Below are 16360 nucleotides of genomic sequence, written 5' to 3'. Positions count from 1 at the left end.
TGTCGTCGAACGTCCGTTCGAAGTAAAATCTGACCATGTCCAGCACCTTCGCACCCGCCTCCTCGACCGTCGCCGAGGTGCTCGAAGATGCCCGGGCGATGCGTCAGGTCTCCGACGACGCCGAACGGCTGATCCTGCTCCGAGCCACCGAATGGGCGGCCACCCACCCCGTCAGCGGCCCTCACGACACGGGTGCCTTCGAGGTCGTCCAGGTCGACGAGTTCCGGGTGCAGACCCTGCCCCAGATGGCCTACGACGCTGGTGCAGAGTTCGCGTTGGCCATCGGACTGTCCCACGAGGCCGGCGACCGGCTGATCCACGAGTCGATGGAGCTGCGTCATCGCCTGCCACTGGTCTGGGCACGCCTGGCGAATGGAGAAATCACCGCCTGGCGCGCTCGCCGGATCGCTGCGATGACCATCGGCCATCCCGACGACGTCGCCGCCCACGTCGATGAACACGTCGCACCCATCGCCCACAAGGTCGGGCTGATCACCATCGAACGCCTCATCGACGAAGCCATGTTGGTCCTCTACCCCGAACAACGCGAGCAACAACAACTCGAAGAGCTCGACAAGCGACGAGTCGACCTCGACACGAACTTCTCCCACACCGGCATCGCCCACATGCGCATCGATGGCGACATGAAGGATGTGCTCGACTTCAACGACGCCATCAACCGGATCTCGAAGATCCTCGGTGACCTCGGCGTTCCCGAGTCCCACGACGTGCGACGCGCGATGGCCATCGGCATCCTCGCCGACCCTGCTGCAGCCCTCGACCTGATCAACGACACGATGACCCCGGGGCGTCGTCCGAGCAAGAAGATGACGCTCGTCGTCCACCTCTCACAAGCCGCGATCGACGGAACCGCCATCACCGGCCGGTTCGAGAATGGCCGTATCCCGCTCCTGGTCCAGCAGATCCGTGACTGGGCGGGTCGTGAAGACACCCATCTCACCGTCACCCCGGTCATCGACCTGGCCGACCACGAGAACGTCGAACAATACGAACTCCCCGATCGGCTCAAGCACCGCATCGATGCCCGTGACCACACCTGTGTGTTCCCGTTCTGCACACGCACCGCGAAGCGCTGCGACCACGACCACACCATCCCGTTCCACGAGGGAGGCGCTTCGTGCGAATGCAACGTCGCAGCCCTGTGCCGACGCCACCACCGCATGAAGACCCACCAGGGTTGGACCTACACCATCATCGAACCCGGCGCCTACCTCTGGTGCTCGCCCGCCGGCCGCCGCTACTACCGCGACAACACCGGCAGCATCGACGTCACACCAGAAGACCGACCAACCTCCGACAACGGGTGCTTCCAACGACCATCAACTGGGTCGCCACCGACCAACAGTCCCTGACACGACCTCGAGGAACTGCCTCGCGCCGAGCTGGCTGTCAGGACCTGGCCCCCAGGAACGTGATCTCTTGACCGCGCCATGCACGCGTAACCGGAGGATGCGTGCTGGCGTTGAACTTGACGTGACCCTTCGCCGCCGTGCTGCCGCCTCTGCCCTCGCGCTCTCGCTCTCGCTCACCCTCGCGCTTGCTGTGTCCGGCGCGCTCACCGTGGGCACGAGTGCCACGGCAGCCACCAGCACCACCCCGTCGTACGCCCATCTGGGCAAGGCCGGACCGAGGCTTCGGGTACCGGCCGCCGACCTGCGGGCCTCCCTCGAGTGCCACGGCAACCCCGCCGCCAAGCGCCAGCCCGTGCTGCTCAACCCCGCGACCAGCGTGACGCCGGAGCAGAACTACTCCTGGAGCTACGAGCCCGCGTTCACAGCGCAGCACCGCTACTGGTGTGCGGTGACGATGCCGTTCCACACGTACGGCGACATCCAGGTCGCCGGTGAACACCTCGTGCACGCGATCCGGACGATGCACCGTCGGACCGGTCGCCGGATCGCCGTCCTCGGTCACAGCCAGGGCGGCATGAGCATGCGCTGGGCGCTGCGCTTCTGGCCCGACACCCGCGCCATGGTCGACGACGTGATCGGGATGGCCCCCTCCAACCACGGCACGACGGCGATCACCGGCTGCATCAAGGGGCTCACCACCTGCACGCCGGCGGTGTGGCAGCAGCAGAAGGACTCCAGGTTCATGAAGGCACTGAACTCGCGAGCCGAGACCTTCAGGGGCATCTCCTACACGGTGATCTACACGCACACCGACGAAGTCGTGACGCCCAACGGCAGCGCCGCCACCTCCTCCTCGGCGCTGCGGACCGGTCGCGGACGCATCACCAACGTGGCCACCCAGGACGTCTGTCCCACCGACGTCTACGAGCACCTCACCGTCGGCACGATCGACCCGACGACCTATGCCTTGGTCATGGATGCGTTGACGCACCGTGGCCCGGCGGACCCCGCGCGGATCGGCACCTCGAGCTGCGGCCAGCTCTACATGCCGTACGTCGACCCGACCTCCGTGGACACCTACCTGCAGCCGCTCCAGGCATTGCTCGGGCTGGCCAGCACGCCGCTGCCCCTGGTCAACCTCACCGGCGCGCCGATGGTCAGGGCCGAGCCGAAGCTGCGCTGCTACGTCTACGCCGGCGGCTGCTGAGGAGGCTCCACCCCACCGGCCCCCAGAGGCCGGGGTGGGCGAGGGTGCTCAGGTGGACCCACGACTCCTCGAGGTAACGGCCTGACTGATGCGCTTCGGCGCACGGGAACGGCAGCAACGGATGCGCTCGAGGAACGCGCCCGAGCGACGGCCTACACCAATTGAGGTAGATCCGGTCACCTCCCTGTCGGATCGGCGCGCTCGGACGTTCAATGGTGAGGTTGACCGCAGGAGCGAACATGGACGAGATCACGTGGGACCCTCCGGGCAAGGGACCGTGGGAGCTGGAAGCCACCCACTACCCCCGTCCGATGTCGAGGTTCATCCAGGCCGGGTTCTGCCGCGCCTTCGCCAAGGGCTTCGCGGAGGGAACCGCGAACTACGGTCTGCTGCTCGACCACCTGGAGCCGGGCGTGGTGAACGGCTTCATGTTCACCCAGCCCGCCGCGTTCGCTGCTCCGAAAGGGGCGATGGGGCCGCCGCCGGGGCCGATCCTGTGGCTGATGTGCCGCCTCCATCCCGGGATCCGGGCCCGCATCAAGGCCAACGTGCGCGCGATCGCGGAGAAGCGCTGGCGTCAGGAGATGACGACGTGGGACACGGTGGACAAGCCCGCGGCCATCGCCGCGCACCGCGCGATCCAGGCCGTCGAGGTCGGCGCGCTCTCCGACGACGAGCTCGCCGACCACGTCCTGCGATGTCGTGACCACATGGAGGACGCCGTACTCCTCCACCACCGCTACACCGTCACCTCGACCTTCGTGACCGGGGACTTCCTCGCCGGAGCGACCGAGTGGTCGGGGGTGCCCGCCGGCGAGCTGATGGCGCTGCTCCGAGGCACCTCTCCGGTCTCCACGGGATTCGCCAGCGACGAGCTCGACCGTGCGGCCAAGGCGATCACCGCCAGTGATCGGGCCCGGGACGTCCTCCACGGTGGCGGTGCCGCCGACGAGGTTCTGGCCGCGCTGGCCGCCGATGCCGCCGCGGGTGAGGAGGTCTCCGGCTACCTCGAGGCGGTGCGCCATCGATCCGTCGGGTACGACGTGGGCGACAGGACGGCGGGGGAGATGCCGGAGCTGTTGCTGGGTGCACTTCGCGCGGCTGTCGCCGGGACCTCGGCGGCGCCGGAGTCGGAGTCTGGTCTGGGCGCCGTGCGGGCCGCCGTACCCGCGGAGTTCCTCGCGGACTTCGATGACCGCTACGCAGAGGCGAAGCTGATGAACCGGTTGCGCGACGAGCGGGGCAACTACTCGGACGGCTGGGCCACCGGGCTGGCCCGTCGAGCTCTGTTGGAGGCGGGCCGTCGGCTCGCCGGCGTCGGGAAGCTGGCCGACGCCGAGCACGCGGTCGACCTCGAGGCCGCCGAGGTCGCCGACCTGCTCCGCGGCGGCTCGTCCCCGTCGGCCGCAGAGGTGGAGGAGCGCTTCCTCTGGCGTACGACGCACACCATCGCCGACGCCCCGCCGTTCCTGAGAGCGATGCCCGCGCCGCCACCGCCGGTGCACCTGCTCCCCAAGCAGGCCCGGCGAAGTGCCGTTGCCGTGGACACGATGATCTCGAACCTGTTCGTCCCTGCGGACAAGCCCAACACCGCGACAGTCCTCCACGGGCTCGCGGTCAACAAGGGCAGCTATGAGGGAACGGCTCGACTCGTCGACAACGCCGGTGACTTCTCGCGGATCGAGCAGGGTGACGTCCTCGTCACCCGGATGACCTCGCCCTACTTCAACGTCGTGCTGCCGTTGCTCGGCGCGATCGTGACGGACCGCGGCGGACAGCTGTGCCACGCAGCGATCGTGGCTCGCGAGTACGGCATCCCCGGCATCGTCGGAACCCGCGACGCAACGAGCACGATCCCGGACGGTGCCCGTGTCCAGGTGGACGGCGCGACCGGTGAGGTTCGGTTGCTCGCGTGAGCATCGTCGCCCTCTCCGACGCGTTGGACGGGGGCGCCTTCGGTGGAAAGGCGGTGCAGCTCGCTGCTGCCCTGCGTGCCGGACTCCCGGTGCCGGGCGGCTTCGCCCTGTCGTGCCAGGCGGTGGAGGCGGTGGCCTCCGGTGACGTCGAGCTCCTCGGCACCCTCGCAGGCGAGTGCACGCTGGACCGGCCGCATGCCGTCAGGTCGAGCGCCGTCGGCGAGGACTCGGAGGCGGCGAGCTTCGCGGGCGCCCACCTGACCGTCCTCGGTGCCTGTGGCCTGGCCGCGATCGCGGTGGCGGTCCGGCAGGTGCACGCCTCTGGTGTCGATCCGAGCACGCGCGTCTACCGGGAACAGCTCGGACTGGACGACGCCAGCCCGATGGCCGTCGTGGTGCAGCAGCTCGTCGACGCGGACGTCGCCGGTGTTCTCTTCACGCGCAACCCGGTCACCGGTGCCGCCGAGCGCGTCATCGAGGCGAGCTGGGGGCTGGGCGAAGCCGTCGTCTCGGGCGCGGTCACCCCCGACCACTACGTGCTCGACGAATCCGGCGTGCTTCAGCAGATGGTGCCGGGCGAGAAGGACGTCGCGCTGCGGCGCACCGAGCACGGAACGGTCGAGGTGGCGGTGCCCGCTCACCTGGTCTCCACGCCCTGCCTGGGCGCGCCCGAGCTGGCCGGACTCAACCAGCTGGCCCTGGCCTGCGACACCGTGTTCGGCTCCTCCGAGCACGACATCGAGTTCGCGTTCCGCGCAGGGAAGCTCTTCCTCCTGCAACGCCGGGCCATCACCGGTGGCTGACCGGAGCACCTCCCGCGGACTCGTCGCTGCCTGCCTGGCGGCGTCCCTGATGCCGCTCAACTCCACCATGATCGCGGTGGCCGTCCCGGACGTCTCGGCGGAGCTGGACCACGACCCGACCACGGTCACCCAAGCGCTGGTCACGACGTACCTGGTCGCGGCGATCGCCCTGCAGAGCCCCGGCGGAAAGCTCGGTGACCGGCTCGGGCAGTGGCGGGTGCTCACCCTCGGCCAGGTGGTGCTCGGCGTCGGAGCCCTGCTCGGCTTCCTCGCGCCAACCCTGGTGCTGCTCTCCGTCTCACGGGTGCTGATGGCCGTGGGGGGCGCGCTGGTCGTGCCGGCAGCAGTCGCCCTGATCCGGATCGCACTCCCCCCGGACAGGCGCGGCAGGGCCTTCGGGATGTTCGGTGCGGTGATGTCGCTGGCGGCGGGCATCGGCCCGATCGTCGGTGGTGAGCTGGTCCGGTTCTTCGGTTGGGAGTCGATCTTCCTGGCCAACCTCCCGGTGCTCGCCCTCTCCGCCGTGCTCGCCGTCGGAGCTCCCCACGGCTCGAGGTCGACGAGCAGCACCGGCTTCGACTGGCTCGGGTCCGTGCTGCTGACGGCGGCGGTCGCGACCGGGGTCCTGGCCGTCGAGGCCACGAGTTCCACATCGGCCACGCTCCTGGTCCTCAGCGTCGTGCTGTGGCTCCCGTTCGTGGTGTGGGAACGGCGGACACGCGACCCGGTGGTGGCGTTCGAGCTCTTCCGCGGCGCCTCCTTCACGGCCGGCACGCTCCTGATCGCCCTGCTCAACCTGGTCATGTACGCACTGCTCTTCGAGATCCCGCTGGTCCTCGAGACGGTCTTCGACCTCGATGCCCAGCACACCGGCAGGTTGTTGGTCTTCATGATGCTGGCGATGGTCGCCACCTCGATGCTGGCCGGGCGCCTGGTCGATCGCGTCGGCGCCCGGTTGGTGGCCCTCGTGGGCCTGCTCGTCTGCTTGGTGGGAACCGGGCTCCTGCTGGTGGGATCACTCGATGCACCCGACGAGGTCCGCCTCCCACTCGCGCTCCTGGGTGTCGGTCTCGGACTGGCGAACCCCGCGTCGCAGACTGCCGCCCTCGCGTCCGTCTCCCGGGAGCAGAGCGGCATGGCGGCCGGGATCGGGTCGACCATTCGCTACCTGGGTGGCATCGTCGGCGTGGCGGTGCTGGCCCGGGTGCTCGACACGAGCGGCGCGCACTCCGCAGTGCTGGCACAACACCACACGCTCCTGGCGATCTTCGTGGGGGTGCTGGTGGGCGGGCTCCTGTGCATCCCGTTCCTGCCGGGTGCGGACCGGGCCCTGGGCCAGGGGGAGGACGTGGTCAGCGGGCGCCGAGCTCGACGAGCAGGACTCCGCCGACGATGAGTGCGACGCCCAGTGCCATCAACCGGGTGAAGGGTTCGTCGAACACGAGCCTGGACAGCACGGCGGTGGCGGCGACTCCCGTCGCAGCCCAGATGCCGTAGGCGACACCGAGGGCCAAGCCCTCGGCCAGGGCGACGGACAGCGCGACGAACGCTGCGACGTAGCCCGCGGAGACACCGACGTACCACGTCGGCCGACCGGTGGCGGCCACCCGCAGCGACATCGTGGCCGCCACTTCGCAGGCGATGGCGAGGACCAGCGCGACCCACTGCATCAGGCGCTCGACCCGAGCTGCCGGGTGGCGTGCTGCGAGCCGATCTCGACCAGCAGCACCCCGGCGATGATCACGCCCAGCCCGATCAGCATCACCGGGGTCAGCGGCTCGTCGAAGATGAGAGCCGACAGGAGCGCCGTGCTGGCCACACCGGCGGCGGCCCAGATCCCGTAGGCGACACCCAGCCCCATGCCCCTCTTGAGCACGGCGGCCAGCAGCGCGAAGGCGCTGAGGTAGCCCGCAACGACGACGGCGTAGAACCAGCGCTGGTCGAGGGCGCCCTTCAGGGCCAGGGACGCGGAGACTTCGCTGGTGACAGCCCCGGCGAGGAGCAGCCACCTGTTCATGAACCATCTCCACGGAGCAGCGTGCGGGCGAGCTCGAGGACCGCGGCGCGGTCGGTCGGGGAGAGTGGAAGGGTGTTGCTGGCGTCAGCGAACCAGCACCCCTCCGCCAGGAGTCGCACCGCGTTGAGGCGCGCGCGGTCTGCCTCCGGAAGGTCGCCGGGAGGCTCCACCCAGTGCCGCATGCGTTCAGCCCACAGCTCGTTCATCTCGTCGGCGAGCCTGGGGTCGGAGAACATCACCAGGTCGGCTGCGTCATGGGGCGTGGTCAGGGCCCAGGTCAGGTAGGCGTTCATCCTCTCCCGTGGCGAAGGGTCGGCCCGGGGGAGCAGCCTGACGAGTGACTCCTCGTAGCCGTCGAGCACGTGCTGCAGGACGGCCGTCAGCAGCGCGGCCTTGTCCGGGAAGTGGTAGAGCAGCCCGGGCTTGGTCAGCCCGGCGGCGCGGGCGACGGCGTCCAGGGACAGGTTGTCACCGTTGCGGAGCACGTGGAGCGCGGCGTGGAGCACCTGGGGCCGCTGGGACGGGCGGTTGGCGGGACGCACGGTCACGGTCGTTACTTTACCAGTTGGTAGGTGAGCGACACGGCCCGTGGTCCTACGCTGGGCGACACCCCGACCACCGTCAGTGAGGGAAGACGCATGTGCCGAGTTCTCGCCTACATCGGACCCGAGATCGCGCTGGAGAACCTGCTGCTCAAGCCGGAGAACAGCCTGATCAACCAAGCCCTCGACCCGGAGCGCCACCCGGAGCTCCAGCTGGCGGGGTGGGGATTCGGGGCGTGGGGGGAGAGCCTGCTCAAGCCGGAGGAGCCCTTCATCTACCGCCGCCCGATGGCTGCGTTCCACGACGACAACGCCAGCCGCATCATCCCCAGTCTCCAGGTCAGCACGATGCTGGCGCACGTGCGCGCGGCCGCCTACGACTCGAAGGCCGTCCTGATCGACGAGAACTGCCATCCCTTCTCCTTCGAGGGTGCTCCCTGGATCGTTGCCCAGAACGGTTATCTCCCCGGCTGGCAGCTGCTGCAGAGAGAGCTGTTGCAGCACTGCAAGGACGACTACCTCAAGCAGATGCTGGGCACGACGGACACGGAGTTCCTCTACGTGCTCCTGCTCTCCCTGCTCGAGGGGGACAGCGATGAGGACACCCAGCGGGCGATCGAGGAGCTGCTCCGGTTGGTGGCTCAGGCGATGGAGGTCCTGGGGCTGCCCGGTCTCACCAAGCTCAAGATGGCCCTGGTCTCGCCCGATCGGATCATCGGGGTCAACTGGGGCCTCGGACTCCGGGGCGAGCTCGATCCGGCCGGCGACTGGCGGGAGCTGCGCAAGTCAGGCCCGGGCACGGACGACTTCTCCTTGTCCATGCTCCTGGAGCCGATGTACCTGCTGCTGGGCCGCGACTTCCAGCACGACGAGACGACGTACGACTTCGAGAGCTGCACGGAGGAGGAGGCCTCGGCGGCCGTATTCGCCTCCGAGCCACTCACCGACAGCGACGAGGACTGGTTGCGCCTGGAGTACGGCGAGATCGTGTTCCTCCACAAGGAGGGCGAGCACGTCACCCGAACCGTGAAGAAGCTCCAGGCCTGAGAGAGGCAGACACCGGGCCGGCCTGGTCGACGTACGCCAGGCGGAATCTGTGGAAGGAGATCTCGACTGGTGCGGTGTTGTGGGGCTCGCTCACCGTGGCGCGTGGCCGCCTCAGTTGATGATCTCGCCGCGTTCCTCGGTGGCCAGCAGCGCCAGCCGTTCGCGCCATCCCCGGAGCTCCTCGGGTGTCAGCCGGGGCCAGTCGATGACCTCGCGGAGGATCCGCAGCGGCTCGCCGCTGCGGTAGGACCGGGTCGGGTTGCCGGGGAACTTCTTGTCGGTCACGTTGGGGTCGTTGTCGAACTCCCCGGTCGGCTCCACGGCGTAGACCCGCGGCTCGCCGTCGCCCTGCGCGAGCTCCGCGGCCAGCCCGGCGCCGGCGACCAGTGCGGTGAAGTAGATGTGGTTCATCACCACGTCGGGTCGGTAGTTCGACCGGAACCCCGCGGTGAGCAGGTCGCCCGCCTGCAGGTCTGCCTTCGTGCCGTGGAAGAACGGGCCTCGGTCCAGGACATCACTCACTGCTCCAGCCTAGTCCTCGCCGACGGGTGACCACCTGCGCAACGTCGGCACGTGGTGCGGTGGACGATGATTCCTGTCGAGACCGATGGTCAGCCCCTGCATGACCACATCCACGCCCCCACCCCCGGAGAGCGCACCCGTGCCGATCGATGACGTTCCCGCCGATCCGGCGGCCCCGCAGGTCGAGGTGCACCTGCCGCCCGGTGTGGAGCGTGGTCCCGCCACTGTGGCGGCCTTCCGCGCGGTGCTGGCCAACACGCTCGTCGCCAACGTGACCTCGAGCTACCTGTGGTTCGCCCTCACCTTCTGGGCCTATCTCGAGACGCGCTCGGTGATGGCCACCGCGATCATCGGCGGCGCCTTCATGCTGCTGAGCGCGGGCTTCGGCGTGCTCTTCGGCACGTTGGTCGACCGCCACCGCAAGAAGCAGGTGATGGCGGCGTCCTCGCTGGTCACCCTGGTGACCTACCTGCTCGCCGGTGGCCTCTGGCTGTCCGTCGGTGAGGACCGGCTGATCGACTGGAGTGGCCCGTGGTTCTGGCTGTTCGTGACCGTGGTCCTGGTCGGCGGGGTCGTCGAGAGCCTGCGCAACATCGCGTTGTCGACCACGGTGACGCTGTTGGTGCCCGAGGGTGATCGCGACAAGGCCAACGGCATGGTCGGCACCGTGCAGGGGATCGCCTTCATGGTCACCAGCGTCTTCAGCGGGCTGTCCGTCGGCATCCTCGGCATGGGGTGGACCCTTGCCGTCGCCATCACGTTGACCGCCGTCAGCCTGGCGCACCTCGTGCCGATCGCCATCCCCGAGCTCCGCCCCGATGTGGAGGAGGGTGCCTCGCGCTTCGACGTACGCGGCGCCGTCATCGCGATCCGGCAGGTGCCCGGCCTGGTCGCCCTGATCCTGTTCTCGACCTTCAACAACCTGGTCAGCGGCGTCTACATCGCACTGATGGATCCCTACGGGTTGACTCTCTTCAGTGTCGAGTCGTGGGGCCTGGTGCTGGGCGTCACCGGTCTCGGCTTCGTGGTCGGCGGAGGGCTCGTCGCGAAGCTCGGCCTCGGCACGAACCCGGTGCGCACGCTGCTGCTGGTCAACCTCGGGGTGGCCGGCCTCGGGATGACCTTCACCCTGCGTGAGTGGGCCTGGCTCTACGTCGCCGGCATCTTCGTGTTCATGTGCATGATCCCCGCAGCGGAGGCCGCCGAGCAGACGATCCTCCAGCGGGTGGTGCCGTTCCGCATGCAGGGCCGGGTCTTCGGGTTCGCCCAGAGCGTGGAGCTGGCCGCCAGTCCGATCTCGGCGTTCCTGATCGGCCCGGTCGCGGAGTTCTGGCTGATCCCCTACATGGAGGGCGGGGAGGGGCAGCACACGTGGGGCTGGCTGCTCGGGTCGGGAGACGCCCGCGGCATCGCCCTGGTCTTCCTGTTCTCAGGGCTGATCATGCTGGTCACGGTCGTGTTGGCGCTGGCCTCGGCGCCCTACCGGCGGCTCTCGAGGGAGTACGCCGTCGCGCCACCGCAGGCGATCGAGGCCTGAGCGCCGATTCCTCCCCGCCGCCCCCGCGCCAGCGGTATGTTGACGGCACCCGCGACCGGAGGAGCCCCATGAGTGAGCCACGCAAGTTCCTGTTGGACGAGTCGGAGATGCCGACGCACTGGTACAACATCGTGGCCGACCTGCCGACGCCTCCTCCTCCGCCGCTCCATCCGGGCACCCACCAACCGGTCGGCCCGGACGACCTGGCTGCGCTGTTCCCGCCGGAGCTGATCGCCCAGGAAGTGAGCGCCGAGCGGTTCATCGAGATCCCCGAGCCGGTCCGCGAGGTCTATGCGCAGTACCGCCCGTCGCCGCTGATCCGGGCTCGGACGCTGGAGCAGAAGCTCGGCACCCCGGCCCGGATCTACTACAAGTACGAAGGGGTCTCGCCGGCCGGCTCGCACAAGGTCAACACGTCGGTGCCGCAGGCCTACTACAACAAGATCAACGGCATCGACCGGTTGACCACCGAGACCGGGGCCGGCCAGTGGGGCACCGCGTTGTCCTATGCCTGCTCGTTGTTCGACATGACCTGTGAGGTGTGGCAGGTCGGGGCGTCCTACGACACCAAGCCGCAACGCCGCACCCTGATCGAGGTCTTCGGCGGGAAGGTGCACCGATCCCCCAGCCGGATGACCGAGTCCGGTCGGGCGTTCGAGGAGGGCCACCCGGGCTCGTTGGGCATCGCGATCTCGGAGGCGGTCGAGCTCGCCGCCCAGGACCCGAACGCGAAGTATGCCCTCGGCTCGGTGCTGAACCACGTGCTGCTGCACCAGACGATCAGCGGTGAGGAGACGCTGCGCCAGCTGGCCAAGGCCGGCGAGTCCGGCGCCGACCTCGTGGTGGGCTGCGCCGGCGGAGGCTCCAACTTCGCCGGGCTGGCGTTCCCGTTCCTGCGCGAGAAGCTGGCCGGCAACCAGGACCCGCGCATCCTGGCCGTCGAGCCGACCTCCTGCCCGACGCTGACCCGGGGCGAGTACCGCTACGACTTCGGCGACACCGCGGGACTCACTCCGCTGATGAAGATGTACACGCTGGGCCACGACTTCGTGCCGTCCACCATCCACGCCGGCGGGCTGCGCTACCACGGCATGGCGCCGCTGGTCAGCCACGCCGTGCACGAGGGGCTGATCGAGGCCACCGCGCTGCACCAGGGTGAGTGCTTCGAGGCGGCGGTCGAGTTCGCCCGGACCGAGGGCGTCGTGCCCGCACCCGAGTCCTCCCACGCCCTGGCCCAGGCCCGGCGTGAGGCGCTGGAGGCCAAGGAGTCCGGCGAGGAGAAGGTGATCGTCATCCTGCTCTCCGGCCACGGCCTGCTCGAGCTCGGTGCCTACGACTCGTTCCTGTCCGGCCGGCTCGAGGACGACCCGTTGTCGGAGGACGCCCTCTCGGCCGCACTGGCCGGCGTTCCGGTGGTCGCCGGATCCTGATCAGGCCGGGCGGCAGTCGCTCGCGCAGCCGGTCGGCTCGCCGGCGCCGGGTGGCGGCTGCGGTCCGTCACCGTGGGACGCCGGCCGGTGAAGCACAGCGCTCTCCGGCGTGAACCGGATGGCGTGGTCGCCGCCGACCGCGGTTCCGTCGATCAGCAGGGTGTAGCCCCTCGGCTCCACGGGCGGGAACACCAGCGTCGCCGCAGGGTTGTCGACGAGGTTGCGGGCGGAGCCCTTGCTCGGCGGCAACACGATCGCACCCTCGGCGTCGCTGTCGCCGTCGCCGTCGCGCGGGTCGACGGTGACCACCTTGGCCCGGCCGTCGGCCGCGGTCGTGACCAGGTAGCCGGCGCCGAAGTCAGCGAGCGCGGCGGTGAGGCGAGCGAGATCGATGACGATGCTCATGCTGCGAGCCTACGCCGACCGCGACGTGTGATGCACCGAACGGGAGACTGCTCTTGATACCCCTACGGGGTATATGTACAGTGGTGGTCACGTCACAACGAAGGAGCAGCCATGAGCGAGAACGCCTACACCGTCGGCGGAATGACCTGCGGTCACTGCGTCACCTCCGTCACGGAGGAGGTCGCTGGGATCAGCGGCGTCCACGGGGTCACGGTCGACCTGGAGTCCGGCGCGCTGACCTTCACTTCCGCCCGACCGGTTGCGCGCGACGTGGTCGACGCCGCGGTGCGCGAGGCCGGCTACCAGCTCACATGAACGCGGCGACCCGACTGGCGACGTACGTCGCCGGGCTGGTCGTCGTCCTCGCCGGCGGCTGGCTCGTCGGCGACCGCACCGGCCTCGGCGACGTCGAGCAGGAGCCCGCGAGCCACTCCACCCACGGCGACGACCACGGTGACAGCCACGGGGACCGGACCGACCCGACGATCGGGCTGCCCGGAGGCCTGCAGGTCTCCCAGGACGGCCACACGCTCGAGATCGTCGATTCCGGCTTCGCGCCGGGCAAGCAGGAGATCAGCTTCCGGATCGTCGGCCCGGACGGCGAGCCCGTCACCTCCTTCGAGAGGGCGCACGAGAAGCTGCTCCACCTGATCGCGGTCCGTCGGGACTTCAGCGGCTTCCAGCACGTCCACCCCGTCCTCGACGCCGACGACGGCACGTGGTCGGTCGACCTGGACCTCGACGCCGGGGCGTGGCGGATCTTCGCCGACTTCGTGCCCACGGGTGGCGCGGGGCTGACCCTGGGTGCAGACCTCCTGGTCTCCGGTCCGGTCGACCGGGCGAAGCCCGACCAGCAGGCACTGCCCCGGTCGACGCACACCGACCGCGTCGACGGCTTCACCGTGGAGCTCGACGGTGAGCTGGTCGCGGGAGAGCACGCGATGCTCGAGCTCGAGATCACCAAGGATGGTGAGCCGGTCACCGACCTGCAGCCCTACCTGGGCGCCTACGGCCACCTCGTCGCACTTCGCGAGGGAGACCTGGCCTACCTGCACGTCCACCCCAGCGGTGAGCCCGGCGACGGGTCCACCGAGCCGGGGCCGAGCATCGAGTTCGGCGCCGAGGTGCCGAGCGTCGGCCGCTACCACCTGTTCCTGGACTTCAAGGTCGACGGACAGGTGCACACCGCGCAGCTCGCGCTCGACACCCACGATCACGACCACTGAGCAACAATGAGTTCCGAGGAGGACCAGGCATGAGCGCGACCACCGACGCGACCGGCACCGACGTCGAGCTGCTGCTGACCGGGATGACCTGTGCCTCCTGCGCCAACCGGATCGAGCGCAAGCTCAACAAGCTCGACGGCGTCAGTGCCACCGTCAACTACGCCACCGAGAAGGCCAAGGTCACCTTCGGTGACACGGTGACCCCCGACGACCTGGTCGCGGCGGTCGAGGCCGCCGGATACGGCGCCACGCTGCCGCCACCCCCTCGGTCGAGCGCCGACGACGCCGCCCCCACCAACGCCATCGAGGAGGAGGCAGAGCGCGACCTGCGCTCGCTGCGCAACCGCCTGGTCGTCTCGGCCCTGCTGTCGGTCCCGGTGGTCGCGATGGCGATGGTGCCGGCGCTGCAGCTCACCAACTGGCAGTGGCTCTCGCTCACGCTCGCGGCCCCGGTCGTGGTGTGGGGAGCGTTCCCGTTCCACCGGGCGACCTGGGTCAACCTCAAGCACGGCGCCGCCACGATGGACACCTTGGTCACGATGGGTACGACGGCCGCGTTCGGCTGGTCGGTCTGGGCCCTGTTCTGGGGCGATGCCGGCACCCCGGGCATGAAGCACCCGTTCGAGCTCACCATCGAGCGGAGCAGTGGCAGCGCCAACATCTATCTCGAAGCGGCCGCCGGGATCATCACCTTCATCCTGCTGGGCCGCTACCTGGAACACCGGTCGAAGCGGAACGCGGGCGCCGCCCTGCGCTCGTTGCTCGACCTGGGTGCCCGTGACGTCAGCATCCTGCGCGACGGCGTCGAGCACAGGATTCCCGTGCCCCAGCTGGCCGTCGACGACCTGTTCGTCACCCGTCCGGGCGAGAAGATCGCCACCGACGGTGTGGTGACGGAGGGACGATCCGCGGTCGATGCGTCGATGCTCACCGGTGAGTCCGTGCCGGTCGAGGTGGCGGTCGGCGACCCCGTGGCCGGTGCCACGGTCAACGCGTCCGGTCGCCTGGTGATCCGGGCGACCCGGGTCGGTGCCGACACCCAGCTGGCCCAGATGGCCAGGCTGGTCGAGGACGCCCAGACCGGCAAGGCGGCCGTGCAGCGGTTGGCCGACCGGATCTCCGGCATCTTCGTGCCGGTCGTGATCGCCGTCGCCGTGGGCACCTTCGGCTTCTGGCTCGGCAGTGGTGCCGGGGTCTCCGGCGCCCTGACCGCGATGGTCGCCGTGCTCATCGTGGCCTGCCCCTGCGCGTTGGGCCTGGCCACGCCGACCGCCCTCATGGTCGGCACCGGCCGCGGCGCCCAGCTGGGGATGCTGATCAAGGGTCCCGAGGTGCTCGAGCAGACCCGCAAGGTCGACACCGTGGTCCTCGACAAGACCGGCACCGTCACCACCGGCGAGATGAGCCTGGCCGAGACCCACGTCGCCGTCGGGGAGTCCGAGGCCGAGGTCCTGCGGCTGGCCGGAGCGCTCGAGGACGCCTCCGAGCACCCGATCGCCCGCGCCGTCGCCGACGGCGCCCGCGCGGCCGGGGAGCTGGGGACCGTCGAGGACTTCGGGAACGTCGAGGGCCTCGGCGTGCAGGGCCAAGTCGACGGCCACGCCGTGCTGGTCGGTCGCCCACAGCTGCTGGCCGAGTTGTCCCAGCAGCTGCCCGACGACCTGCAGCGCGCCTTCGACGACGCCTCGGACCGCGGCCTCACCGCCGTGGCCGTGGGGTGGGACGGTCGGGCCCGTGCCGTGCTCGTGGTGGCCGACCGGGTCAAGGACACCTCGGCGGAGGCGATCCAGCAGCTGCGTGACCTCGGACTGCGTCCGGTCCTGCTGACCGGCGACAACGAGCGGGTGGCCCGCACGGTCGCCGGACAGGTCGGCATCGCGGCCGAGGACGTGTTCGCCGAGGTGCTGCCCAGCGACAAGGTCGACGTGGTCAGGCGCCTCCAGACCGAGGGCAGGGTGGTGGCCATGATCGGCGACGGGGTCAACGATGCCGCCGCCCTGGCCCAGGCCGACCTCGGGCTGGCCATGGGCACCGGCACCGACGTGGCCATCGAGTCCAGCGACCTCACCCTGGTCCGCGGTGACCTTCGCGTGGCGGCCGATGCGATCCGGCTCTCGCGCAGCACGCTGGGCATCATCAGGAGCAACCTCGTCTGGGCCTTCGGCTACAACGTGGCCGCGATCCCGCTCGCCGCGGCGGGTCTGCTCAACCCGATGCTGGCCGGAGCGGCGATGGCCTTCTCGTCGGTGTCGGTGGTGGGCAACAGCCTGCGGCTCAAGAGGTTCCACAGCTCGCTCTGAGCGTCCCTGCGGGTCAGTCGGGAAGAGCGAGGACC

Annotated in this window: 16 protein-coding genes; 11 read left to right on the top strand and 5 right to left on the bottom strand. The window is 69.6% G+C overall.

Translation table 11 applies throughout. From position 1 onward, the window contains the following. The first annotated feature begins 35 nt into the window (after positions 1-35). The 5 genes from ncot_RS19150 to ncot_RS19130 all read left to right on the top strand — a co-directional run bounded on the left by ncot_RS19150 (position 36) and on the right by ncot_RS19130 (position 6695). A complete protein-coding gene (locus ncot_RS19150) occupies positions 36-1373 on the top strand; it encodes an HNH endonuclease signature motif containing protein (protein ID WP_168619039.1) in 1338 nt (445 codons plus the stop codon). Between the two features lie 121 nt (positions 1374-1494). After that, positions 1495-2580: a lipase gene (locus ncot_RS19145; RefSeq protein WP_168619038.1), complete on the top strand. Its 1086-nt coding sequence runs from the start codon at positions 1495-1497 to the stop codon at positions 2578-2580. 239 nt (positions 2581-2819) lie between these two features. After that, complete coding sequence (locus ncot_RS19140; protein ID WP_168619037.1) at positions 2820-4496, top strand: PEP-utilizing enzyme; 1677 nt, start codon at positions 2820-2822, stop codon at positions 4494-4496. Beyond that, on the top strand, positions 4493-5299 hold the full coding sequence (locus ncot_RS19135) for a PEP/pyruvate-binding domain-containing protein (protein ID WP_168619036.1): 807 nt from the start codon (positions 4493-4495) through the stop codon (positions 5297-5299). Before ncot_RS19140 ends, ncot_RS19135 begins: the two co-directional genes overlap by 4 nt. Beyond that, positions 5292-6695 (top strand): MFS transporter, encoded by a 1404-nt coding sequence (locus tag ncot_RS19130; protein WP_168619035.1) that lies wholly within the window; start codon positions 5292-5294, stop codon positions 6693-6695. Before ncot_RS19135 ends, ncot_RS19130 begins: the two co-directional genes overlap by 8 nt. Here ncot_RS19130 and ncot_RS19125 read toward each other — a convergent pair. From ncot_RS19125 to ncot_RS19115, 3 genes are read right to left on the bottom strand one after another with little or no spacing between them, the layout of a single operon-like run. Beyond that, positions 6652-6969, bottom strand: a complete 318-nt coding sequence (locus ncot_RS19125; RefSeq protein ID WP_168619034.1) for an SMR family transporter — start codon at positions 6967-6969, stop codon at positions 6652-6654. The genes ncot_RS19130 and ncot_RS19125 overlap by 44 nt on opposite strands. Further along, positions 6969-7316: an SMR family transporter gene (locus tag ncot_RS19120; RefSeq protein WP_168619033.1), complete on the bottom strand. Its 348-nt coding sequence runs from the start codon at positions 7314-7316 to the stop codon at positions 6969-6971. The genes ncot_RS19125 and ncot_RS19120 overlap by 1 nt, the downstream gene beginning before the upstream one ends. Next, the gene (locus ncot_RS19115; RefSeq protein ID WP_168619032.1) at positions 7313-7864 is read right to left on the bottom strand and encodes a TetR/AcrR family transcriptional regulator; all 552 of its coding nucleotides are present in this window, start codon (positions 7862-7864) and stop codon (positions 7313-7315) included. Before ncot_RS19115 ends, ncot_RS19120 begins: the two co-directional genes overlap by 4 nt. A 90-nt stretch (positions 7865-7954) precedes the next feature. Between ncot_RS19115 and ncot_RS19110 the strand changes: the two genes are divergently transcribed. Next, positions 7955-8905 carry a class II glutamine amidotransferase gene (locus ncot_RS19110; protein ID WP_168619031.1) on the top strand — a complete coding sequence of 317 codons (951 nt, stop codon included), beginning with the start codon at positions 7955-7957 and terminating at the stop codon, positions 8903-8905. A 111-nt stretch (positions 8906-9016) separates the two neighbouring features. Here the strand turns inward: ncot_RS19110 and arr are convergent, their stop codons facing one another. Next, the gene (gene arr / locus ncot_RS19105; protein WP_168619030.1) at positions 9017-9427 is read right to left on the bottom strand and encodes an NAD(+)--rifampin ADP-ribosyltransferase; all 411 of its coding nucleotides are present in this window, start codon (positions 9425-9427) and stop codon (positions 9017-9019) included. A 100-nt stretch (positions 9428-9527) separates the two neighbouring features. On the opposite strand from arr, the gene ncot_RS19100 reads away from it, so the two are divergent. Continuing rightward, a complete protein-coding gene (locus ncot_RS19100; RefSeq protein WP_240937982.1) occupies positions 9528-10964 on the top strand; it encodes an MFS transporter in 1437 nt (478 codons plus the stop codon). Positions 10965-11032: 68 nt separating this feature from the next. Further along, the gene (locus tag ncot_RS19095) at positions 11033-12394 is read left to right on the top strand and encodes a TrpB-like pyridoxal phosphate-dependent enzyme (protein ID WP_168619029.1); all 1362 of its coding nucleotides are present in this window, start codon (positions 11033-11035) and stop codon (positions 12392-12394) included. Here the strand turns inward: ncot_RS19095 and ncot_RS19090 are convergent, their stop codons facing one another. Beyond that, positions 12395-12799 carry a pyridoxamine 5'-phosphate oxidase family protein gene (locus tag ncot_RS19090; RefSeq protein WP_168619028.1) on the bottom strand — a complete coding sequence of 135 codons (405 nt, stop codon included), beginning with the start codon at positions 12797-12799 and terminating at the stop codon, positions 12395-12397. Positions 12800-12910: 111 nt separating this feature from the next. On the opposite strand from ncot_RS19090, the gene ncot_RS19085 reads away from it, so the two are divergent. From ncot_RS19085 to ncot_RS19075, 3 genes are read left to right on the top strand one after another with little or no spacing between them, the layout of a single operon-like run. Then, positions 12911-13114, top strand: coding sequence for a heavy-metal-associated domain-containing protein (locus ncot_RS19085; RefSeq protein WP_168619027.1), 204 nt, complete (start codon positions 12911-12913; stop codon positions 13112-13114). Then, positions 13111-14025: a hypothetical protein gene (locus ncot_RS19080; RefSeq protein WP_168619026.1), complete on the top strand. Its 915-nt coding sequence runs from the start codon at positions 13111-13113 to the stop codon at positions 14023-14025. The genes ncot_RS19085 and ncot_RS19080 overlap by 4 nt, the downstream gene beginning before the upstream one ends. A 29-nt stretch (positions 14026-14054) precedes the next feature. Continuing rightward, positions 14055-16325: a heavy metal translocating P-type ATPase gene (locus ncot_RS19075; RefSeq protein WP_168619025.1), complete on the top strand. Its 2271-nt coding sequence runs from the start codon at positions 14055-14057 to the stop codon at positions 16323-16325. Positions 16326-16360 lie beyond the last annotated feature (35 nt).

Source organism: Nocardioides sp. JQ2195 (assembly GCF_012272695.1).
In the GTDB taxonomy this organism is placed as follows: domain Bacteria; phylum Actinomycetota; class Actinomycetes; order Propionibacteriales; family Nocardioidaceae; genus Nocardioides.
This window is presented reverse-complemented; position numbering and strand designations above follow the sequence as displayed.

Coding starts and splice junctions, on each gene's coding strand:
- ncot_RS19150 (WP_168619039.1), top strand. CDS start 36: ATGTCCAGCACCTTCGCACCCGCCTCCTCGACCGTCGCCGAGGTGCTC.
- ncot_RS19140 (WP_168619037.1), top strand. CDS start 2,820: ATGGACGAGATCACGTGGGACCCTCCGGGCAAGGGACCGTGGGAGCTG.
- ncot_RS19125 (WP_168619034.1), bottom strand. CDS start 6,969: ATGCAGTGGGTCGCGCTGGTCCTCGCCATCGCCTGCGAAGTGGCGGCC.
- ncot_RS19120 (WP_168619033.1), bottom strand. CDS start 7,316: ATGAACAGGTGGCTGCTCCTCGCCGGGGCTGTCACCAGCGAAGTCTCC.
- ncot_RS19110 (WP_168619031.1), top strand. CDS start 7,955: ATGTGCCGAGTTCTCGCCTACATCGGACCCGAGATCGCGCTGGAGAAC.
- ncot_RS19100 (WP_240937982.1), top strand. CDS start 9,528: ATGACCACATCCACGCCCCCACCCCCGGAGAGCGCACCCGTGCCGATC.
- ncot_RS19095 (WP_168619029.1), top strand. CDS start 11,033: ATGAGTGAGCCACGCAAGTTCCTGTTGGACGAGTCGGAGATGCCGACG.
- ncot_RS19090 (WP_168619028.1), bottom strand. CDS start 12,799: ATGAGCATCGTCATCGATCTCGCTCGCCTCACCGCCGCGCTCGCTGAC.
- ncot_RS19085 (WP_168619027.1), top strand. CDS start 12,911: ATGAGCGAGAACGCCTACACCGTCGGCGGAATGACCTGCGGTCACTGC.
- ncot_RS19080 (WP_168619026.1), top strand. CDS start 13,111: ATGAACGCGGCGACCCGACTGGCGACGTACGTCGCCGGGCTGGTCGTC.
- ncot_RS19075 (WP_168619025.1), top strand. CDS start 14,055: ATGAGCGCGACCACCGACGCGACCGGCACCGACGTCGAGCTGCTGCTG.